Raw genomic sequence first — 16,944 nt, 5'->3', positions numbered from 1 at the left:
CCGACGTAGTGGACGATTTCGATCATGTTGTCGACGTACTCATCGTCGGGTCAGGCGGTGGCGGCATGACGGCCGCCCTCACCGCCCAGGCCGCCGGGCTCGACGCATTGGTGGTCGAAAAGTCCTCCCACTTCGGGGGTTCCACCGCGCTCTCCGGAGGCGGTATCTGGGTACCCGGCGCGCCCGCGCAGCGCCGGGAGGGCTATGCGCCCTCACCCGAGGGCGTGGTGGGATATCTCAGGCAGATCACCGACGGCCTGGTCAGCGAGGCGCGCATACGGCAATACGTCGAGACGGCGCCGCAGATGCTGCAGTTCTTGGAGCAACTGTCCGGCTGGTTCGAATTCGTCTGGAAGCCAGGGTATGCCGACTATTATCCGGAGTTACCCGGCGGCTCGGAGCTCGGCAGCACCATCAACGTGCCGCCCATCGACCTGCGCAAGATGGGCGCAGATGAGCAGCAGCTGCTGCAGCCGTTGGCGCTGGCGCCCAGAGGTATTTGGTTGGGCCCCAAGGAGCTGCGGACCTTCTATCGGATCCGCCAGTCCTGGGCCGGCAAAGGCGTGCTGCTCAAGTTGATCGCCCGGATGGTCAGGGCCAGGGTGTTCGGCGAGCGGATGGCCGCGATCGGACAGTCGCTGGCGGCCAGGCTCAGGTTGGCGCTGCGGGAGCGCGGCATCCCGCTGTGGCTGGACTCGCCGATGGTCGGGCTGCTCACCGACTCCGACGGAGTGGTGACCGGCGCGGTGGTGGAATCCGGCGGCAAGACCCAGCGGATCGGCGCACGGCTGGGCGTGATCCTGGCGTCCGGGGGGTTCGACCACGACCTCGCCTGGCGCAAAGAGCTTCTGCCCGAGGTGGACCAGGACTGGAGCTTCGGCAATCCGGCGGCGATGGGCGACGGCATCCGCGCGGCACAAAAGATCGGCGCCGCGACAGATCTGCTCGACGAAGCCTGGTGGTTCCCGGCGATTCAATGGCCGGACGGCCGCATGCAATTCATGCTGAACGAACGGATGATGCCGGCGCAGTTCATCGTCAACGGCGCCGGCAAGCGGTTCATCAACGAGGCGGCCCCGTACATGGATTTCGGCCACGCCATGATCGAGGGCCAGAGGTCCGGCGTCACCCACATCCCGTGCTGGCTGATCACCGACCACAGGTCGTTCAATCGCTACGTTGTCGGGGGACACCTGCCGATACCGAAAATCCCGCTGGCGCCGGTGCCCACCGGTCGCAAGATTCCACCGGCCTGGCTGGAATCGGGTGTCGTGAAGGCCGCCAGGACATGGGAAGAGATGGCGGGCAAGATCGGCGTGCCCCCGGGCCAGCTCGCCGAAACCGCCGGCCGCTTCAACGAACTCGCCCGCAAGGGCCACGACGACGATTTCAACCGCGGCGACAGCGTGTACGACAACTACTACGGCGATCACACATTGCCCAACCCGAACTTGTATCCACTGGGTGATCCGCCGTATTACGCCTTCCGAATCGTTCTCGGGGACCTCGGAACCTCGGGCGGCCTGCGCACCGATGAACATGCCCGCGTCCTGCGGACCGATGACACCGTGGTGCCGGGACTCTACGCGGTGGGCAACACGTCCGCGCCGGTGATGGGCCGCAGCTATGCCGGTGCCGGCGCGACCATCGGCCCAGCCATGACCTTCGGCTATGTCGCGGCGAAACACGTTGCGGCCCAAGCACCCAATCGAGCCGTTAATACTCATAGGAGGTAACAATGAAAATCTCGCTGTTCTACGAATTCGCTTTGCCGCGACCCTGGGCGCCGGACGACGAGCACGTCATGATGCAGGACTGCCTCGACGAGGTCGAGGCCGCCGACAAAGCGGGCTTCTCCACCGTGTGGTTGACCGAGCATCACTTCCTCGAGGAGTACTGCCACTCGACGGCGCCGGAGATCTTCTTGGCCGCGGCCAGCCAGCGGACCAAGAACATCCGGCTCGGGTTCGGCATCATGCACCTGCCGCCCGTGGTCAACCACCCCGCCCGGGTCGCCGAACGCATCGCCACCCTCGACCTGCTCTCGAACGGCCGCGTCGAGTTCGGCACCGGGGAATCGTCGTCGGTCGGTGAGCTCGGCGGATTCAACATCGACCCCGCCGACAAGCGGGCGCAGTGGGAGGAGGCCCTCGAAGTCTCGATCCGCTGCATGATCGAGGAGCCGTTCAGCGGATTCAACGGCGAACACGTCCAGATGCCAGCGCGCAACGTCGTTCCCAAGCCGCTGCAAAAGCCGCATCCGCCGGTCTGGGTCGCCTGCACGCGACCCGCCAGCGTGCAGATGGCCGCCCAAAAAGCCATCGGGGCTTTGAGTTTCGCCTACACCGGCCCCGGCCCACTGACCGAAAGGGTCAACGGCTACTACAAGGAATTCGAAGAGAACGGCGTCCCCGTGACCCCGCGCATCAACCCGAACATCCTCGCCATCGGCGGTGACCTGTCGATGATGGTCGCCAAGACCGACGAGCAGGCGCTGCAGCGGCTCGGGCAGGGCGGCGGGTTCTTCTCGTTCGGCATCATGCACTACTACATGACCGGGGTGCACACGCCCGGGCGGACCGGAGTGTGGAAGCGGTATCTCGAAGAGGTCGAGAAGGATCCGACTCTGGCGTACGGGCCGGGGCGGGGCGCCATCGGGTCGCCGGCCACGGTGCGGGAATTCCTGCGCGGCTACGAAGAAAGCGGCGTCGACGAGATCATCCTGCTGCTCAACCCGCGCAGCCACGAGGGCACCATGGAATCCATCGAGTTGATGGGCAAAGAGGTGCTTCCCGAGTTCATCGAGCGTGACGCAAAGGCCGTGGCCGACAAGGCCACCAGGCTCGCGCCCGTGATCGAAAAGGTGGAGGCGCGTCGACCGAAATCGACGGCACCGCAGTTCGACGAGGATTACTCGTTTGGTGGACTGCCCACCGGTCGTGGCGGTAAGTTCACCGCCAGCGAGATCCCCGAAGCGATGGCGGAGATCAACGAGGGCCGCGTCCAGGCGGCGCAGCGGGCAAAGGAACAGCAGAAGTAGAGCCTGAGTTCTACCAGGATTTCGGGGCGAGCCTTGGGAGAGATCGACGAGCTGTGGCGCTACGACGGCCGCCGGGCGGTGGTGACCGGATGCGCCTCGGGTATCGGCGAACACGTGGTACGGCAACTCACCGAGCTCGGCGCCGAGGTGGTCGGGCTGGACAAGCGCCGACCGCCGTTCGAGGTCAATGAGTTTCATGAGGTGGACCTCGCCGACCCGGAGTCGATCGACGGTGCCGTAGGGTCCATCCGCGGGCGTGTCGACGCGCTTTTCAACGTCGCCGGCGTGTCGTCCGGGGTCGGCAACCCGTCACTGGTTGCCACGATCAACTTCTTGGGGTTGCGCCACGTCACCGAGGCGCTCATCCCGAAGATGGCCGCGGGGTCCTCCATCGTCAGCGTGTCCTCGCTCGCGGCGGTCGCCTACCGGGAACATCTGCATGAGGTCGCGCCGTTGCTCGACACCGCGTCCATGCGGGAGGGCATCCAGTGGTGTGCCGCCCATCCCGACGAGTTGGGCAATGGCTATCAGCTGTCCAAGGAAGCGATCATCCTCTACACGATGCGCAGCGCCACGCCGCTGGGCGCTCGGGGGATCCGCATCAACTGCACCGGGCCGGGGGTCACCGAGACACCGATCCTGGACCAGCTGCGCACGGCATACGGGCAGGGCTTCCTCGACGACATCCCCAAACCGCTCGGCCGCGTTTCCGAACCCGCGGAGCAGGCGGCGGTGCTGCTCTTCCTGAATAGCCGTGCGGCCAGTTATATTTCGGGCCAAGTTGTGTGGGTCGACGGCGGAAACGTCGGTGCCGCGATCGCTCGTGAGCTCGAGGAAGGAGCCCCGTGGCCGACTTGACTGATTTTCGGCGGGTGGCGCGTGACGTCTCGAATTGGGGCCGCTGGGGTGACGACGACGAGCTCGGCACGCTGAACTTCATCACCACGGAAAAGATCGCCCAGGCGGCGAGCCTGGTCCGACACGGCAGGGTCTTTCCGCTCGGCGTGGACTTCGGTGCGTCGGGCCCGCAGGGCGCCTTCGAATATCGGCACAACCCCGTCCATATCATGACCATCGATGGCGGCGACGCGAAGACGCTGGCCCAGTACGGCCCCGGCTGGGCGCGCAACCCAATAGCCCAACAGCTCAGCAGTTACATGGGCGACGACAATCCGTTCCGCTTCAACGACGACTTGATCATCATGCCGTTGCAGGCGGCAAGTCAGTGGGACGCGCTGTCGCACGTCTACTACGACGAGCAGCTCTACAACGGCTTCCGAGCGGATTCGGTGACCAGCATGGGCGCCGTGCATTGCGGAATCGACAAGGTCGACGGCAAGGGCATTACGTCGCGAGGCGTGCTGCTGGATATGGTCCGTCACCGGAATGCGGAAGTCTTTCTCGAGCAGGGGAATCCGATCACACCCGAAGAGTTGGACGATGCCGCACGCGCGCAGGGCGTGCGGATCGAACGCGGTGACATCGTGTTGATCCGGACCGGTTGGTGGACGAGGTTCGCCCAGACCGGGGACAAGACCGAGCCCTTCTCCGGACTGGACTGGGGCTGCGCCGCGTGGCTGCACGACCACGAGGTCGCCGCCGTCGCTGCCGACAACCTGCAGGTCGAGGACCTGGTCTCGGGAGTAGAGGGCGTATTCCTGCCCCTGCATCTGCTCTGCCTGCGCGACATGGGAATGATGTTCGGCGAGTACTGGGATCTCACCGCGCTGGCCGAGGACTGCGCCGCCGATGGCGTCTACGAATTCCAGCTCGTCGCCCCGCCGCTGAGAGTCGTTGGTGCAGTGGGATCCCCGGTCAACCCGATAGCGATCAAATGATGGACTTTCAGCGTAAAACCATGTCGGTGGACGGCCTTTCCACCGGCTACCTGGAAGCGGGCGAGGGCGAGCCGGTGGTGCTCTTGCACGGCGGTGAGTTCGGCGCGAGTGCCGAACTTGGTTGGGAACGCAATATTTCCGCGCTCGCTGCACGCTATCGGGTGCTGGCCCCGGATATGCTGGGATACGGAAGTTCGGCCAAGGTGATCGACTTCGTCGACGGCCGCGGGATGCGGATCCGCCACGTCGCGCGGTTTTGCGAATTGCTCGGCGTCGACTCGGCCCACTTCGTCGGCAATTCGATGGGAGCCATCAACCTGCTCACCGACAGCACGTCGGAGACGCCGCTGCTGCCGATCCGTAGCCTGGTGATCATCTGCGGGGGCGGCGAGATCCAGCAGAATCAGCATTTCGAAGCGCTGCAGAACTATGACGCCACGCTGCCGGCCATGCGCCGCATCGTCGAAGCGCTGTTTTCCGACCCCGCCTACCCCGCCGACGACGACTACGTGCGGCGCCGCCACGAGTCGGGCACCGCGCCGGGGGCGTGGGAGGCGATCGCCGCGGCCAGGTTCCGTCGCCCCGGGGCCACGCCGTCCTCGGCCCCGTCGAGTACGCGCGCCTACGAACGCATCGGCGCGCCAACGCTTGTCGTCGAAGGCGGAGACGACAAGCTCCTTCCCGGCGGCTGGGCGGCCCAGATCGCCAAGCAGATCGACGGTGCCCGTTCGGTGGTGATCGACAGGTCCGGGCACTGCCCCCAGATCGAGCAGTCGGCGGCGGTCAACCAGTTGCTGATGGATTTTCTGAGCACGGTGTGATTGTTAGAAGACGTAGTCCAGGCGCGTCTCCATCCCGGCGACCTGGTGATAGGCGTTGTGGCGGTGAACATCGTGGCGGTGCCCACGCGCTGGGTGAGTTCGCTCGGCTGGAATTGCGGGTCGGGTGCGCTGTGCGCGCCCCCGGCTTTTACTTGGCGGTGCTGCGCACCTGCGAAGCCAGCCAATCGCCGAACGTGGTGGGGTACAGGGTCACTTCTTCGCCCTCGACGGGAACGATCATGCGCTCGTCGAGCACCGCACCGAAATACTGCGCATCCGGGTCGGTCACCACCCGGCGGGCATCGCTAGTCGCGGCGAACCGGGTCCGGATGAAGTCGTCCATACCCCGCTTCTCCGGGCCGGCGATGTTGATCACCCGATTGACCGGGTCACCGATCGCAGCGCGGGCGACGGCCGTGGCCACATCCGCGGCCGCGATGGGCTGAAACGCCGCATGCGGCGCGCGGACCGTGTCACCGTCGGTCATCGAATCGGCAATGCCCCCAATGAATTCGAAGAACTGCGTAGCCCGCACGATCGTAAACGGAGCTCCCGATTCCACGATCACCTTTTCCTGGGCGATCTTGGCCCGCATGTAGCCACTCGCGGCCGCCCGGTCGGCCCCCACGATCGAGAGCGCGACGTGATGCTGCACGCCGGCGGCCCGCTCCGCCTCGAGGAGGTTGCGGGTGGAGGTGGTGAAGAAATTCAGCACCTCGTCATCGGTCCAGGACGGCGAGTTGGAGACGTCCACCACCGTGTGGACACCGGCGACGGCCGCGGCGAGACCCTCGCCGGTCACGGCGTTGACGCCGGTGCTCGGTGACGCCGGGACCGCTTCGTGCCCCTGCTCGGTGAGCAGGGCGACAACCTGCGATCCGATCAGGCCGCTGCCACCGATTACCAAAACCTTCATGATCTCGCCTTTCAAGCTTCCCGATGAACTGGCCTCTTCAGCATGGCCCGTGCACTGGCGGGTGGGAACCCTGGAAAGCCCGAAGTCATGCCGAACTCAACGGGCCAAGCGGGCGTTTGACGCCAGACGATCGAGCATCGCGCCCCGCAGCGTCTTAAATCAACTGTTTGACTTAACGCTCGCGACCCCGATTAACTCATCGGGTGGTTAACGAACTCGAGGGCAAGGTCGCCATCGTCACCGGCGGTGCGTCCGGCATCGGTCGAGGCCTCGTGGAGCGCTTTGTGGCGGAGGGCGCGCGCGTCGTCATCGCCGACGTCGAGACCGACCGAGGCGAGGCACTGGCGATATCGCTCGGCACCAACGCCGCCTTCCGGCAGACGGACGTTGCCGACCCCGAACAGGTGGGCGCCTTGGTAGCCGGGGCCGTCGAGAAGTTCGGCGGTCTGCACGTCATGGTGAACAACGCCGGGATTTCGAGCCCCCTGCGAAAACTGCTCGACGACGACCTCGCCGATTTCCACCGCGTGATGGGCGTCAATGTGCTGGGCGTGATGGCGGGTACCCGAGATGCCGCGCGGCACATGGCCGAACACGGCGGCGGGTCGATCATCAACATCACCTCGATCGGCGGGATCCAGGCCGGCGGCGGTGTGATGATCTACCGTGCGTCCAAAGCGGCGGTCATCCAGTTCACCAAGGCCGCCGCAATTGAGTTGGCATACCACGAGATTCGAGTCAACGCCATCGCGCCGGGCAGCATACCCACGCCGATTTTGGGGAAGTCGGCGGCCGGCATGGACCCCGAACAGCTGAAGCAATTCGAGGCGCGGATTCGCCAGGGGATGCGCGATGACCGGCCGCTGAAGCGCGAGGGCACGCCCGACGACGTCGCCGAGGCGGCGCTGTATTTCGCCACCGACCGGTCGCGCTACGTCACCGGGACCGTGCTGCCGGTCGACGGTGGGACGGTGGCGGGCAAGGTCGTTCGGCCCAAGCGGCAGGGCTGACAAGGCGCCTCAGGATCCCGAGCGTGACGATGCGCTCACGTTCGGGCGCCGGCGTCCACGCCGAGGCCCCGCAACCAAGGATTCTCATTTAAATCAATCGCTTGACTTAAAGCTCGGCGCGCGGTTGACTGGCGCAATGACCACCGTCAGCCGGACTGTGCGCACCGAGCGGGCCAGCTCCACCCAAGAGGCGATCTTGGTGGCCGCCGAACGGCTGTACGCCGAGCACGGCATGTTCGCGGTGTCCAACCGGCAGGTCAGTGAGGCCGCCGGTCAGGGCAACAACGCCGCGGTCGGCTACCACTTCGGCACCAAGGCCGACCTGGTGCGCGCCATCGAGCGCAAGCACCGCGGACCCGTCGAGCAGCTACGCGAGCAGATGGTCGACGAATTGCTGGAATCGGGCACCGCCGCTGGCCGGGACGCCGAACTGCGCAACTGGGTGGCGTGTCTGGTGCGGCCGCTCACCGATCACCTCGAGGAGCTCGGAAATCCGACGTGGTACGCGCGGTTCGCGGCGCAGGCGATGACCGATCCCGCGTACTACAACATCATCGTCAAGGGCGCGCTCAGCTCGCCGTCGCTGGTGCAGGTCGTCGAGGGCGTCAACCGGTGCCTGCCCGAATTGCCGGCCGAGGTGCATTTCGAACGCAACATCATGGCTCGAAACCTGTTGATGCACACCTGTGCCGACCGTGAACGCGCGCTGGCCGCAAGTGCGTTGACGTCCCATCGTTCCTGGCGGGCTGCGGCGTCCGGCCTCATCGACGCGATCGTGGGCCTGTGGCTGGCGTCCGTGACGGCGCACGAGTAAGGGGTTGAGAGATGAAAGTGACTGTCGACCAAGATGTTTGCGCCTCCTCGGGCAACTGCGTCATGAACGCGCCCGAAGTGTTCGACCAGCGCGACGAAGACGGCGTCGTCGTCTTGCTCAATCCCCATCCAACGTCCGAACAGGCCGAGGGCGCGCGGCGGGCGGCGGCCGCCTGCCCCGCACAGGCCATCCACATCGAAGAATGACATACGGCGAGGAATGAGAAAGATGTCAGACACGCTGACAAGCACCACAACCGAGCGGACCGCCGACATTCCGGATTACCCGATGGCCAGGCAGGCGCGCTGCCCGTTCGCGCCACCACCGGATGTGATGGCACTGGCCGAAGTCAGGCCACTGTCCCGAGTCCGGATCTGGGACGGCAGCACACCGTGGCTGATCACGGGGTATGAGCAAGTGCGCGAGCTGTTTTCGGATTCGCGGGTCAGCGTCGATGACCGGCTGTCCGGGTTCCCGCACTGGAACGAGGGCATGCTGTCCACGGTGCACAAGCGTCCGCGTTCGGTCTTCACCGCCGACGGTGAGGAACACACCCGGTTCCGGCGCATGCTGTCGAAGCCCTTCACGTTCAAGCGCGTTGAAGGTTTGCGCCCGACCATCCAGCAGATCACCGACGACCACATCGACGCGATCCTCGCCGGACCGCAGCCCGCCGATATCGTCAGCGCGCTGGCGCTGCCGGTGCCCTCGCTGGTGATCAGCCAGCTGCTCGGGGTCCCCTATGAGGACGCCGAGATGTTCCAGCACCACGCCACCGTCGGTGTCGCGCGTTACGCCACCGCTGAAGACACCGTCAAAGGCGCGATGAGTCTGCACAAATACCTCGCCCAGCTGGTCGAAGCGAAGATGGAAAGTCCGGCCCCGGATTCCACGCCAGACGCGGTATCCGACCTCGCCGAACGGGTCAAGGCCGGCGAACTCAGCGTGAAAGAGGCCGCCCAGCTGGCCACCGGTTTGCTGATCGCCGGGCATGAGACGACCTCGAACATGATCGGGCTCGGCGTGCTCGCCCTGCTGGAAAAGCCCGACCAGCTGGCCGTCATCCGAGACGCGGAAGACCCCAAAATCATCGCCAGCGCGGTCGAGGAGTTGATGCGCTACCTCAGCATCATTCAGAACGGCCAGCGCCGCGTCGCACTAGAAGACATCCACATCGCCGGCGAGACGATCCGTGCCGGTGAGGGCATCATCATCGACCTGGCCCCGGCAAACTGGGATCCGCGCGCGTTCTCCGAACCGGACCGGCTTTATCTGCACCGCTCGGGAGCCGACCGCCACGTCGCATTCGGCTACGGCCGGCATCAATGTGTCGGGCAGCAGCTTGCCCGCGCCGAGATGCAGATCGTGTTCCACACGCTGGCCCGGCGCATTCCCACGCTGAAACTGGCCATTCCGATCGAGGACGTGCCGCTCAAGGACGACCGCCTCGCCTACGGCGTCTACGAACTGCCGGTGACCTGGTAGCCCAGCTCGCTACTTTGAAAATTGCGGATCCGAATGGAGGGTCAAGGATGACGACTCGAACAAGCACGCTCTATCCGCCCGGAGGTTTTGGCGCTCCGAAGGATCGACGCGGCCACGCCGCCGGCAGCGACGTGGGCCTGCCGAAGGGGACCGTCGTCTTCTCGGCCGACAACCACATCTCGCTGGCCGATGACATTTTCTACCAACGCTTCCCGGATGACCTGAAGGACAAGGCGCCACGGATCTGGTACGAGGACGGGGCCTACCAGGTCGGCCGCAAGGGACAGTCGTTCCTGCCGGGTGACTTCAGCGCCGTGCTGATGCAGTACGACGACCTGCCCGGCGCCGCGAGCACCAACATCGAGGCCCGGATTCAAGAATTGCACGACGACGGGGTCGAGAAGGAGCTGGCGTTTCCCAACGCGGTGCTGGCGCTGTTCCACTACCCGGACAAGCAACTTCGCGAGCTGGCCTTTCGCATCTACAACGAATACATCGCCGAGCTGCAGGAGCGCTCGGGCGGCCACTTCTACGGCGCCGGCCTGATCAACTGGTGGGACCCGCAGGGCACGCGCAAGACGATCGAGGAGTTGAAGTCTCTGGGGCTCAAGACGTTCCTGATGCCGTTGAACCCGGGCAAGGGTGACGACGGCAACCCGATCGACTACTCCAGCACCGCCATGCGGCCGGTGTGGGACGAGATCGAGGCCGCCGGTCTCCCCATCACACACCACATCGGGGAAACCCCGCCGAAAAGCCCGACTGAGTTCAACAGCGTCGTGGTCGGCATGATGATCAATATCGACGGATTCCGGGAGACCTTCTCCAAGTACATCTTTGGCGGCATCCTCGACGACCACCCGGGGCTGCGGGTCGGCTGGTTCGAAGGCGGCATCTCCTGGGTTCCGTGGGCGCTGCAGGACGCCGAGCATCTGGTCGCGTCCTACCAGCACATGTTCAACCGTCCCCTGCAGCACGACGTGCGCTACTACTGGGACACCCACATGAGCGCGTCGTTCATGGTCGACCCCCTGGGTTTGCAGCTGATCGACCAGATCGGCGTGGACAAGGTCATGTGGTCCAGCGACTATCCGCACAACGAAAGCACGTACGGCTATTCCGAGAAGTCACTGAAAGCCGTCGTCGACGCGGTGGGCCCGGCGAACGCGGCGAAGATTGTCAGCGACAACGTCACGAAGTTCCTGGGTCTGTAGTGACGACGTTCGCGCAACGGGACACCAACGCCGGTAACGGACTGGTGATTCCCGAAACACCCGATCTTCCTCGCCTGCGCCGCGAGACGGGGGCCCGGCTGCGGTCGGCGATGGCCGAACGTGGCGTCGACGCGATGGTGCTGCTCGGCAACAACGCCGTCGTCTACGCCACGGGCGCGAGTTGGCCACTCGGCGACGCCGGGCTGTCCTACGTCGAGCGTCCGGTGGCCGTGGTGCTCGCCGACGACGAGTGGCCGCACCTGTTCCTGCCATTCCGCGAGGGAGCCTCGCAGGAATCGGACCTGCCCGCCGACCACCTGCACGGGCCCGTATATCTCGAATTCGATGAGGGTGTGCGGCATTTCGCGCGTCAGTTGGCCGACATCCTTCCGGCCACCGCGGTCGTTGCGGTCGACGAATTGACAGGCGCGATGTCGCGTGCCGGCGATGCCTTGTTCTGCAACGGCGCCCCCGTTGACGCCGCGGCCATCGTCAGTGCGGCCAAGCTGGTCAAGACCCCGGATGAATTGTCCTGCATGCGCAACGCCATCCGGATCACCGACGAGGCAATGGTCGAGGTTCAGAAGCGGTTGGCCCCCGGAATCCGTCAGATCGATTTGTCGGCAAGCTTTTTGCGCCGAGCCTTCGAGCTGGGGGCCACGGCCAGCATGCTCGAGCCGATCTGGCAGGTGATGCCGCCGAGCAAGGCCGAGGGCGTGTGGACCACGCACGGTGACCTGGCGCTGCCGCTGCTGAGCACCGAGCGTGAGCTGGCCGAAGGGGACGTGCTGTGGACCGACGTCAGCATCACCTACCAGGGCTACTGTTCCGACTTCGGGCGCACCTGGATCGTCGGCCGGGATCCGTCGCCGCGTCAGCAGGCGCAGTTCGATAAATGGTTCGAGATCATGAGCGCAGTACTGGGTGTCGCCAAGGCCGGCGCCACCGCCGCGGATCTGGGGCGGGCCGCGATCAAGGCCAACGGCGGCACCAAGCCGTGGCTGCCGCACTTCTACCTGGGCCATGGCATCGGCGTCAATGCGGCCGAAATGCCAATGATCGGAACCGATCTCGGCCAGGAGTTCGACGAGAATTTCGTCCTTAAATCCGGGATGGTGCTGGTGCTGGAGCCCGTGGTGTGGGAGGACGGCACCGGTGGCTACCGCAGCGAAGAGGTCCTGGTGATTACCGAGGAAGGCTGGATCCGTTTGACCGACTACCCCTATGACCCCTATGGGAACTGAAGTCCTGCCCGACGAGCGCACGCTGCGCTCAGGGCGTCGCCGCCGGGCGCTGGAACAGATGGCGGCACACGATCTCGATGTGCTGGTCCTCGGCCGGCAAGCCAATGTCCGTTACGTCACCGGCGCGCCGCAGCTGTGGGTCGCGGGCACCCGGCCGTTCGGCCCGACCTGTGTGGTGGTGCGTGAGACCGGTGCCGTGCACCTCCTCAGCACGTGGGACGAGGGCGTGCCCGACGACATTCCCCACGAGAACCTCTACGGCATCTCGTGGAACCCGATGAACACCATGTCGGTGCTGCAACGCATCGATGGCGCGGCGACCGCCCGGCGCGTCGGAACCGATGCGCTCTCACCGGTTTTCGCGCAGCTGCTGCCGACCGCGTTCCCCAACGCACAGCTGGTGGACGGAGAGCTCGCGATGCGGGCCGCCCGCCGTGTCAAGACGGCCGAGGAGATCGCCGCGTTGCGGGAATCCGTCGCGGTGGCCGAGTCGGCCCTGGCGGCCGGGGTCGCCGAGTTGCGGCCGGGGGTAACCGAACAAGCGCTGGCCGGTGTCGTGTTGGAGGCCTCGGCGGCCGGCGGCGTGTGCACCCCGTCGAATCAAGACGTCGCATGGGTGACCTCGCGCACGCACCCGTGGCGCCGCGCCGACGGTGACGGCCGCATCCAGGACGGCGATCTGGTGGCATTGTCCGCCGGGGTCCTGGCGGGCGGCTACGTCGGCGAAGTGGGACGGACCTGGCCCGCCGCCAGGGACCAGGTGCCCGACGGTGCCCCGGCCCTGTATCGGCGCTGGGAAATCCTGTGGGACAAGCTGATCGATTCTTGCCGGCCCGGCGCGGGCGCCGCCGACCTGATGTCCGCCTATCAAGCCGCGGGGGAGCCGGACCCGCCGATGCCGGTGGCCCGCGGTCTGGGCATGGGGTTCGACCCACCCGTCGTCTCCAGGCAGCTACCCGCAACCGCGGCCGGCGAACGTCTGGAACCGGGGATGGTGCTGGCCGTGACGGGTTATGTGTGGGAAGAAGGAGTAGGCGCGGTATTCGGGCGAGAAGCGGTCCTGATTACCGCGGATGGCCCCGAAGTGCTCACCGCGAGCCCGTTCTGGCAGCCCTAGCCATGCCCGATCCCGCAGAGCCGCCGGCGGAGGAGATCATCCGGTACGACAAGGACGCCAAGACGCGGATCGCCACGATCACGTTCGACCGGCCCGACTACCTCAACGCGCCGACGATCGCGGCCCGGGTACGCTACGCAGATTTGTTGCACCGGGCCAACATCGACGACGATGTCAAGGTCCTGGTGATTCGGGGCGCCGGCGACGACCTTGGTTCGGGTGCGGACCTGACCGAGGTGATGCGGGTCCGCGACGCGGCGGATCAGGGCCCGCGGCTCGCCGAGTACCGGATCGGCGCCGATGAAGTCCGGCACCCGCCCCCGGGCTCGTTTCGCAACGGCGCCACCCTCGGTCAGTGGTATGCCAATCCGAACTCCGGCATCCGCGGTCTGCAGGACTTCAAGAAGATCAGCATCCTCGAAGCCAAGGGCTACTGTTACGGCTGGCACTTCTACCAGGCCGCCGACGCGGACCTGGTGATCTCCAGCGACGACGCGCTGTTCGGGCATCCGTCGTTCCGGTATTGCGGCTGGGGTCCCCGCATGTGGTGGTGGGCGCAGACCATGGGTATCCGCAAGTTCCAGGAGATGGTGTTCACGGGAAGGGCTTTCACCGCCGCGGAGATGTACGACTGCAATTTCCTCAACAGCGTGGTGCCCAGGGATCAACTCGAGGCGGAGGTGGAGAAATACGCCTTGGCCTGCGCCCGCAATCGCCCCACCGACACGGTCTTCATGCAGAAGGTCTTCTTCGAGATCATGAAGCAGTTCCAGGGTGAATATCTGGGCAGCATGCTCAGCGGTGTCTTCGAGTCGATGGGCGGCAGCGTCCGCCCGGATGTCGGCGATGAACTGATGCTCGCTGACGCCATGCAACAGGGTCTGGGCGATGCGGTCAAGGACAACGACAGCAAGTTCCCCGCAGAGTGGCGTTTGAGCAAAGATGCGCGCAAGAAAGCCCGCAAGAATGCGCGCGAGAAGCCGCCCACCGCCAAGGGCGCCAAAGCGAAGAGAAAGAACCAGTGACGCGGGTCGAAGCGCCACTGGCCGGCTACACGGTGATCGATCTGTCCACCGGCATCGCGGGTGCCTACTGCACCAAGTTGCTCGCCGACGGTGGTGCTGACGTCGTGAAAGTCGAGCCACCAGAGGGCGATCCGTTGCGCGCGTGGTCGGCGTCGGGTGCGTCCATCCCGGCCGGCGGCGACGGCGCGTTGTTCAGCTTCCTGGCCGGTGCAAAGCACAGCGTCGTCACCGATCCCGCCGAAGATGGCGACGTCGGACTGGTGGACCGACTGCTGGCCTCGGCGGATGCGGTGATCTGGTCCGCCGGTTCCACGGTGGCCGGGCATTCGGACTTCACGCCGCAGGCCATCCATCACCGCCACCCGCACCTCACCGTCACCGCGATCACGCCGTTCGGGCTGGAAGGTCCTTGGCGGGACCGCGCCGCAACCGAATTCACGCTGCAGGCGTGGTCAGGGGGAATCGTCGGCCTCGGCCGCGGCGAGCAGGAGCGCCCGCCTGTCTTCGTGGGCGGTCAGGTCGGCGAATATTTGGCCGGCGCTTACGCGAGCGCGGCCACCCTGTCGTCGCGGTGCCGCCGGATCGACGGCGGGGCAGGAGAACTGCTGGACCTGTCGATGCTCGAGACCCAGATCCTGTGCCTGACCTATTACCCGGTCACCTACTTCGAGGTGCTCGGTCGACCGTGGAGAGACATGCGGCGGCCGACGATTCCGGGAGTGGCTCAGGCAAAAGACGGCCTGGTGGATCTCGGCTGCGGAACCGCGCAGCAGTGGTTCGACCTGTGCGCGATGGTGGGTCACCCCGAGTGGATCGATGAGGAATCGCCGCTGTCGATCACCGAGCAAGCCAACATCCACGCCGAAGAGATCTTCGCCTGGATGTCCCGCACCCCGGTCGACGAAATCCGGGAACTGGCCATGGCATTCCGCATCCCCAACGCGCCCGTCGCCAACGGTGCCAATGTCACATCGTTCGACCAGTTCGTGGAACGCGGTTCATTCGTCCGCAATCCGCGCGATGGGTTCGAGCAGCCGAGTCACCCGTACCGGATGCGGCCGGCGCGGTTGTGCGGACCGCATCCGGCGCCGCGGCTGGGGGAGCACACCGAGCAATACCGGGCCGCGGATCTGTCCGCACGGCCCGGACCGACGGGTATGGCGAAACCGTTGCCGTTCAACGGCCTTCGGGTCCTGGACATGACGACGTTCTGGGCGGGGCCGTGCGGTACCCATTTTCTGGCCATGCTCGGCGCCGAGGTCATCCACATCGAATCAACCCGCCGCCCGGATGGCACTCGGCTGATCGCCGGCGTGCCGATCACCGAGGACCAGTGGTGGGAAAAGTCGCCTATCTTCGAGGCGCTGAACACCAACAAGAAGGGCCTGACACTCGACCTGCAGAGCCCGCGCGGCCGAGAGCTACTGCGTGAGCTCATCGCAACCTGCGACGTGGTGGTGGAAAACTTCACGCCGCGGGTGCTGGACCAGATCGGGCTGGATTTCGCCACGGTTCAATCGATCCGGCCGGACACGGTGCTGGTGCGGATGCCCGGCTTCGGTCTCGAGGGGCCATGGCGCGACAACCCGGCCTTCGCTTACGTCATCGAAGCCGCCTCCGGCGTCAGCTGGCTCACCGGCTACCCGGACCGCACACCCTATGACCCGTACTCGATCGGTGACCCCAATGCCGGTGTGCACGCGGTCAACGCGATACTGCTGGCACTGGAGCATCGCCGCCGCACCGGTGAGGGCGTGTTCGTCGAAGCGGCGATGGTCGATGCGGCGCTGAGCATCTCCGCCGAGCAGGTCATCGAATACTCGGCGTACGGGGCGGTGCTCGACCGCGCCGGCAACAGAGGGCCAACCGCCGCACCACAGAACCTCTACCTCAGCGCGGATGTCGACGAATTCGGCCGGCTCGACAGCTGGGTCGCCATCGCCGTGGCCACCGACGATCAGTGGGTGAAACTGTGCCGGGCGCTCGGATCGCCTTCCTGGGCAACCGATCCGGCGCTGTCGACGCGAGCCGGCCGGCGCGAGCGCCAGGATTTGATCGACGAGCGACTCGCTGCCTGGTGCGAGCACCGCAGCCGCGACGAAATCGTCGCAACCCTGTGGGACGCCGGCGTGCCGGTGGCCAAGGTCATGCAACCGCATCGGCAAACCGAGCTGGAGCAGTTGGCGTTCCGGGGCTTTTTCGAAGAGGTCGACCACCCGGTGAACGGCCCGGCTAGGCTGAGCACCGTGCCGATGAGATTTTCCGCCGGGCCCAACAAGTTTCACACCGAGCATGCGCCGCTGCTGGGGCAGCACAACCACGAGTTGCTGGCCGAGTTGGGATTGAGCGACACGGAGATCGCCGGCCTGGAAGCCGACGGTGTTATCGGTAGCGCGCCGGCGATGCACACGGCGAGCTGA

15 protein-coding genes and 1 pseudogene are annotated in these 16,944 nt (G+C 65.9%); 14 read left to right on the top strand and 2 right to left on the bottom strand.

Features of this window, described 5'->3' with window-relative positions; translation table 11 throughout:
- Positions 1-8: 8 nt before the first annotated feature.
- Genes EPN51_RS19165 through EPN51_RS19145 form a run of 5 tightly spaced genes read left to right on the top strand, consistent with a single transcriptional unit; the run spans position 9 to position 5,699 of the window.
- Positions 9-1,736, top strand: coding sequence for an FAD-binding protein (locus EPN51_RS19165; RefSeq protein WP_293045754.1), 1,728 nt, complete (start codon positions 9-11; stop codon positions 1,734-1,736).
- Between the two features lie 2 nt (positions 1,737-1,738).
- On the top strand, positions 1,739-3,040 hold the full coding sequence (locus EPN51_RS19160; RefSeq protein ID WP_293045440.1) for an LLM class flavin-dependent oxidoreductase: 1,302 nt from the start codon (positions 1,739-1,741) through the stop codon (positions 3,038-3,040).
- Positions 3,041-3,073: 33 nt separating this feature from the next.
- Entirely contained in the window at positions 3,074-3,898 is an 825-nt protein-coding gene (locus EPN51_RS19155) for a coniferyl-alcohol dehydrogenase (protein WP_293045437.1), read from the top strand.
- Positions 3,886-4,878 carry a cyclase family protein gene (locus tag EPN51_RS19150; RefSeq protein ID WP_293045434.1) on the top strand — a complete coding sequence of 331 codons (993 nt, stop codon included), beginning with the start codon at positions 3,886-3,888 and terminating at the stop codon, positions 4,876-4,878. The genes EPN51_RS19155 and EPN51_RS19150 overlap by 13 nt, the downstream gene beginning before the upstream one ends.
- Positions 4,878-5,699: an alpha/beta fold hydrolase gene (locus EPN51_RS19145; protein WP_293045432.1), complete on the top strand. Its 822-nt coding sequence runs from the start codon at positions 4,878-4,880 to the stop codon at positions 5,697-5,699. Before EPN51_RS19150 ends, EPN51_RS19145 begins: the two co-directional genes overlap by 1 nt.
- 53 nt (positions 5,700-5,752) lie before the next feature.
- Here EPN51_RS19145 and EPN51_RS19140 read toward each other — a convergent pair.
- Together EPN51_RS19140 and EPN51_RS19135 are read right to left on the bottom strand one after the other, a co-directional pair.
- A pseudogene (locus tag EPN51_RS19140) lies at positions 5,753-5,857 on the bottom strand (hypothetical protein); the annotation flags it as partial.
- Positions 5,848-6,615 (bottom strand): SDR family oxidoreductase, encoded by a 768-nt coding sequence (locus tag EPN51_RS19135; protein WP_293045431.1) that lies wholly within the window; start codon positions 6,613-6,615, stop codon positions 5,848-5,850. The gene EPN51_RS19135 and the pseudogene EPN51_RS19140, both read right to left, overlap by 10 nt.
- A 203-nt stretch (positions 6,616-6,818) precedes the next feature.
- Between EPN51_RS19135 and EPN51_RS19130 the strand changes: the two genes are divergently transcribed.
- The 9 genes from EPN51_RS19130 (at position 6,819) to EPN51_RS19090 (ending at position 16,944) form a co-directional block, all read left to right on the top strand.
- Positions 6,819-7,625, top strand: coding sequence for an SDR family oxidoreductase (locus EPN51_RS19130; RefSeq protein WP_293045429.1), 807 nt, complete (start codon positions 6,819-6,821; stop codon positions 7,623-7,625).
- Between the two features lie 136 nt (positions 7,626-7,761).
- Complete coding sequence (locus EPN51_RS19125) at positions 7,762-8,439, top strand: TetR family transcriptional regulator (protein WP_293045427.1); 678 nt, start codon at positions 7,762-7,764, stop codon at positions 8,437-8,439.
- Between the two features lie 11 nt (positions 8,440-8,450).
- Entirely contained in the window at positions 8,451-8,645 is a 195-nt protein-coding gene (locus EPN51_RS19120; protein WP_293045425.1) for a ferredoxin, read from the top strand.
- A 22-nt stretch (positions 8,646-8,667) separates the two neighbouring features.
- Positions 8,668-9,924, top strand: a complete 1,257-nt coding sequence (locus tag EPN51_RS19115; RefSeq protein ID WP_293045423.1) for a cytochrome P450 — start codon at positions 8,668-8,670, stop codon at positions 9,922-9,924.
- Positions 9,925-9,971: 47 nt separating this feature from the next.
- Positions 9,972-11,138: an amidohydrolase family protein gene (locus EPN51_RS19110; protein ID WP_293045421.1), complete on the top strand. Its 1,167-nt coding sequence runs from the start codon at positions 9,972-9,974 to the stop codon at positions 11,136-11,138.
- Positions 11,138-12,382 (top strand): Xaa-Pro peptidase family protein, encoded by a 1,245-nt coding sequence (locus EPN51_RS19105; RefSeq protein ID WP_293045418.1) that lies wholly within the window; start codon positions 11,138-11,140, stop codon positions 12,380-12,382. The genes EPN51_RS19110 and EPN51_RS19105 overlap by 1 nt, the downstream gene beginning before the upstream one ends.
- On the top strand, positions 12,372-13,499 hold the full coding sequence (locus EPN51_RS19100; protein WP_293045415.1) for a M24 family metallopeptidase: 1,128 nt from the start codon (positions 12,372-12,374) through the stop codon (positions 13,497-13,499). Before EPN51_RS19105 ends, EPN51_RS19100 begins: the two co-directional genes overlap by 11 nt.
- A gap of 2 nt (positions 13,500-13,501) precedes the next feature.
- Positions 13,502-14,524 (top strand): enoyl-CoA hydratase/isomerase family protein, encoded by a 1,023-nt coding sequence (locus EPN51_RS19095; protein ID WP_293045412.1) that lies wholly within the window; start codon positions 13,502-13,504, stop codon positions 14,522-14,524.
- Complete coding sequence (locus EPN51_RS19090) at positions 14,521-16,944, top strand: CoA transferase (protein WP_293045409.1); 2,424 nt, start codon at positions 14,521-14,523, stop codon at positions 16,942-16,944. Before EPN51_RS19095 ends, EPN51_RS19090 begins: the two co-directional genes overlap by 4 nt.

Source organism: Mycobacterium sp., assembly GCF_004298145.1.
In the GTDB taxonomy this organism is placed as follows: domain Bacteria; phylum Actinomycetota; class Actinomycetes; order Mycobacteriales; family Mycobacteriaceae; genus Mycobacterium.
The sequence above is the reverse complement of the archived record's forward strand: the minus strand, read 5'-3'. Positions and strand labels throughout refer to the sequence as shown.

What these genes read in the sequence shown, in the direction of transcription:
- EPN51_RS19135 (WP_293045431.1), bottom strand. Translation starts at nt 6,615, where the DNA reads ATGAAGGTTTTGGTAATCGGTGGCAGCGGCCTGATCGGATCGCAGGTT.
- EPN51_RS19125 (WP_293045427.1), top strand. Translation starts at nt 7,762, where the DNA reads ATGACCACCGTCAGCCGGACTGTGCGCACCGAGCGGGCCAGCTCCACC.
- EPN51_RS19120 (WP_293045425.1), top strand. Translation starts at nt 8,451, where the DNA reads ATGAAAGTGACTGTCGACCAAGATGTTTGCGCCTCCTCGGGCAACTGC.
- EPN51_RS19115 (WP_293045423.1), top strand. Translation starts at nt 8,668, where the DNA reads ATGTCAGACACGCTGACAAGCACCACAACCGAGCGGACCGCCGACATT.
- EPN51_RS19095 (WP_293045412.1), top strand. Translation starts at nt 13,502, where the DNA reads ATGCCCGATCCCGCAGAGCCGCCGGCGGAGGAGATCATCCGGTACGAC.
- EPN51_RS19100 (WP_293045415.1), top strand. Translation starts at nt 12,372, where the DNA reads ATGGGAACTGAAGTCCTGCCCGACGAGCGCACGCTGCGCTCAGGGCGT.
- EPN51_RS19145 (WP_293045432.1), top strand. Translation starts at nt 4,878, where the DNA reads ATGGACTTTCAGCGTAAAACCATGTCGGTGGACGGCCTTTCCACCGGC.
- EPN51_RS19110 (WP_293045421.1), top strand. Translation starts at nt 9,972, where the DNA reads ATGACGACTCGAACAAGCACGCTCTATCCGCCCGGAGGTTTTGGCGCT.
- EPN51_RS19160 (WP_293045440.1), top strand. Translation starts at nt 1,739, where the DNA reads ATGAAAATCTCGCTGTTCTACGAATTCGCTTTGCCGCGACCCTGGGCG.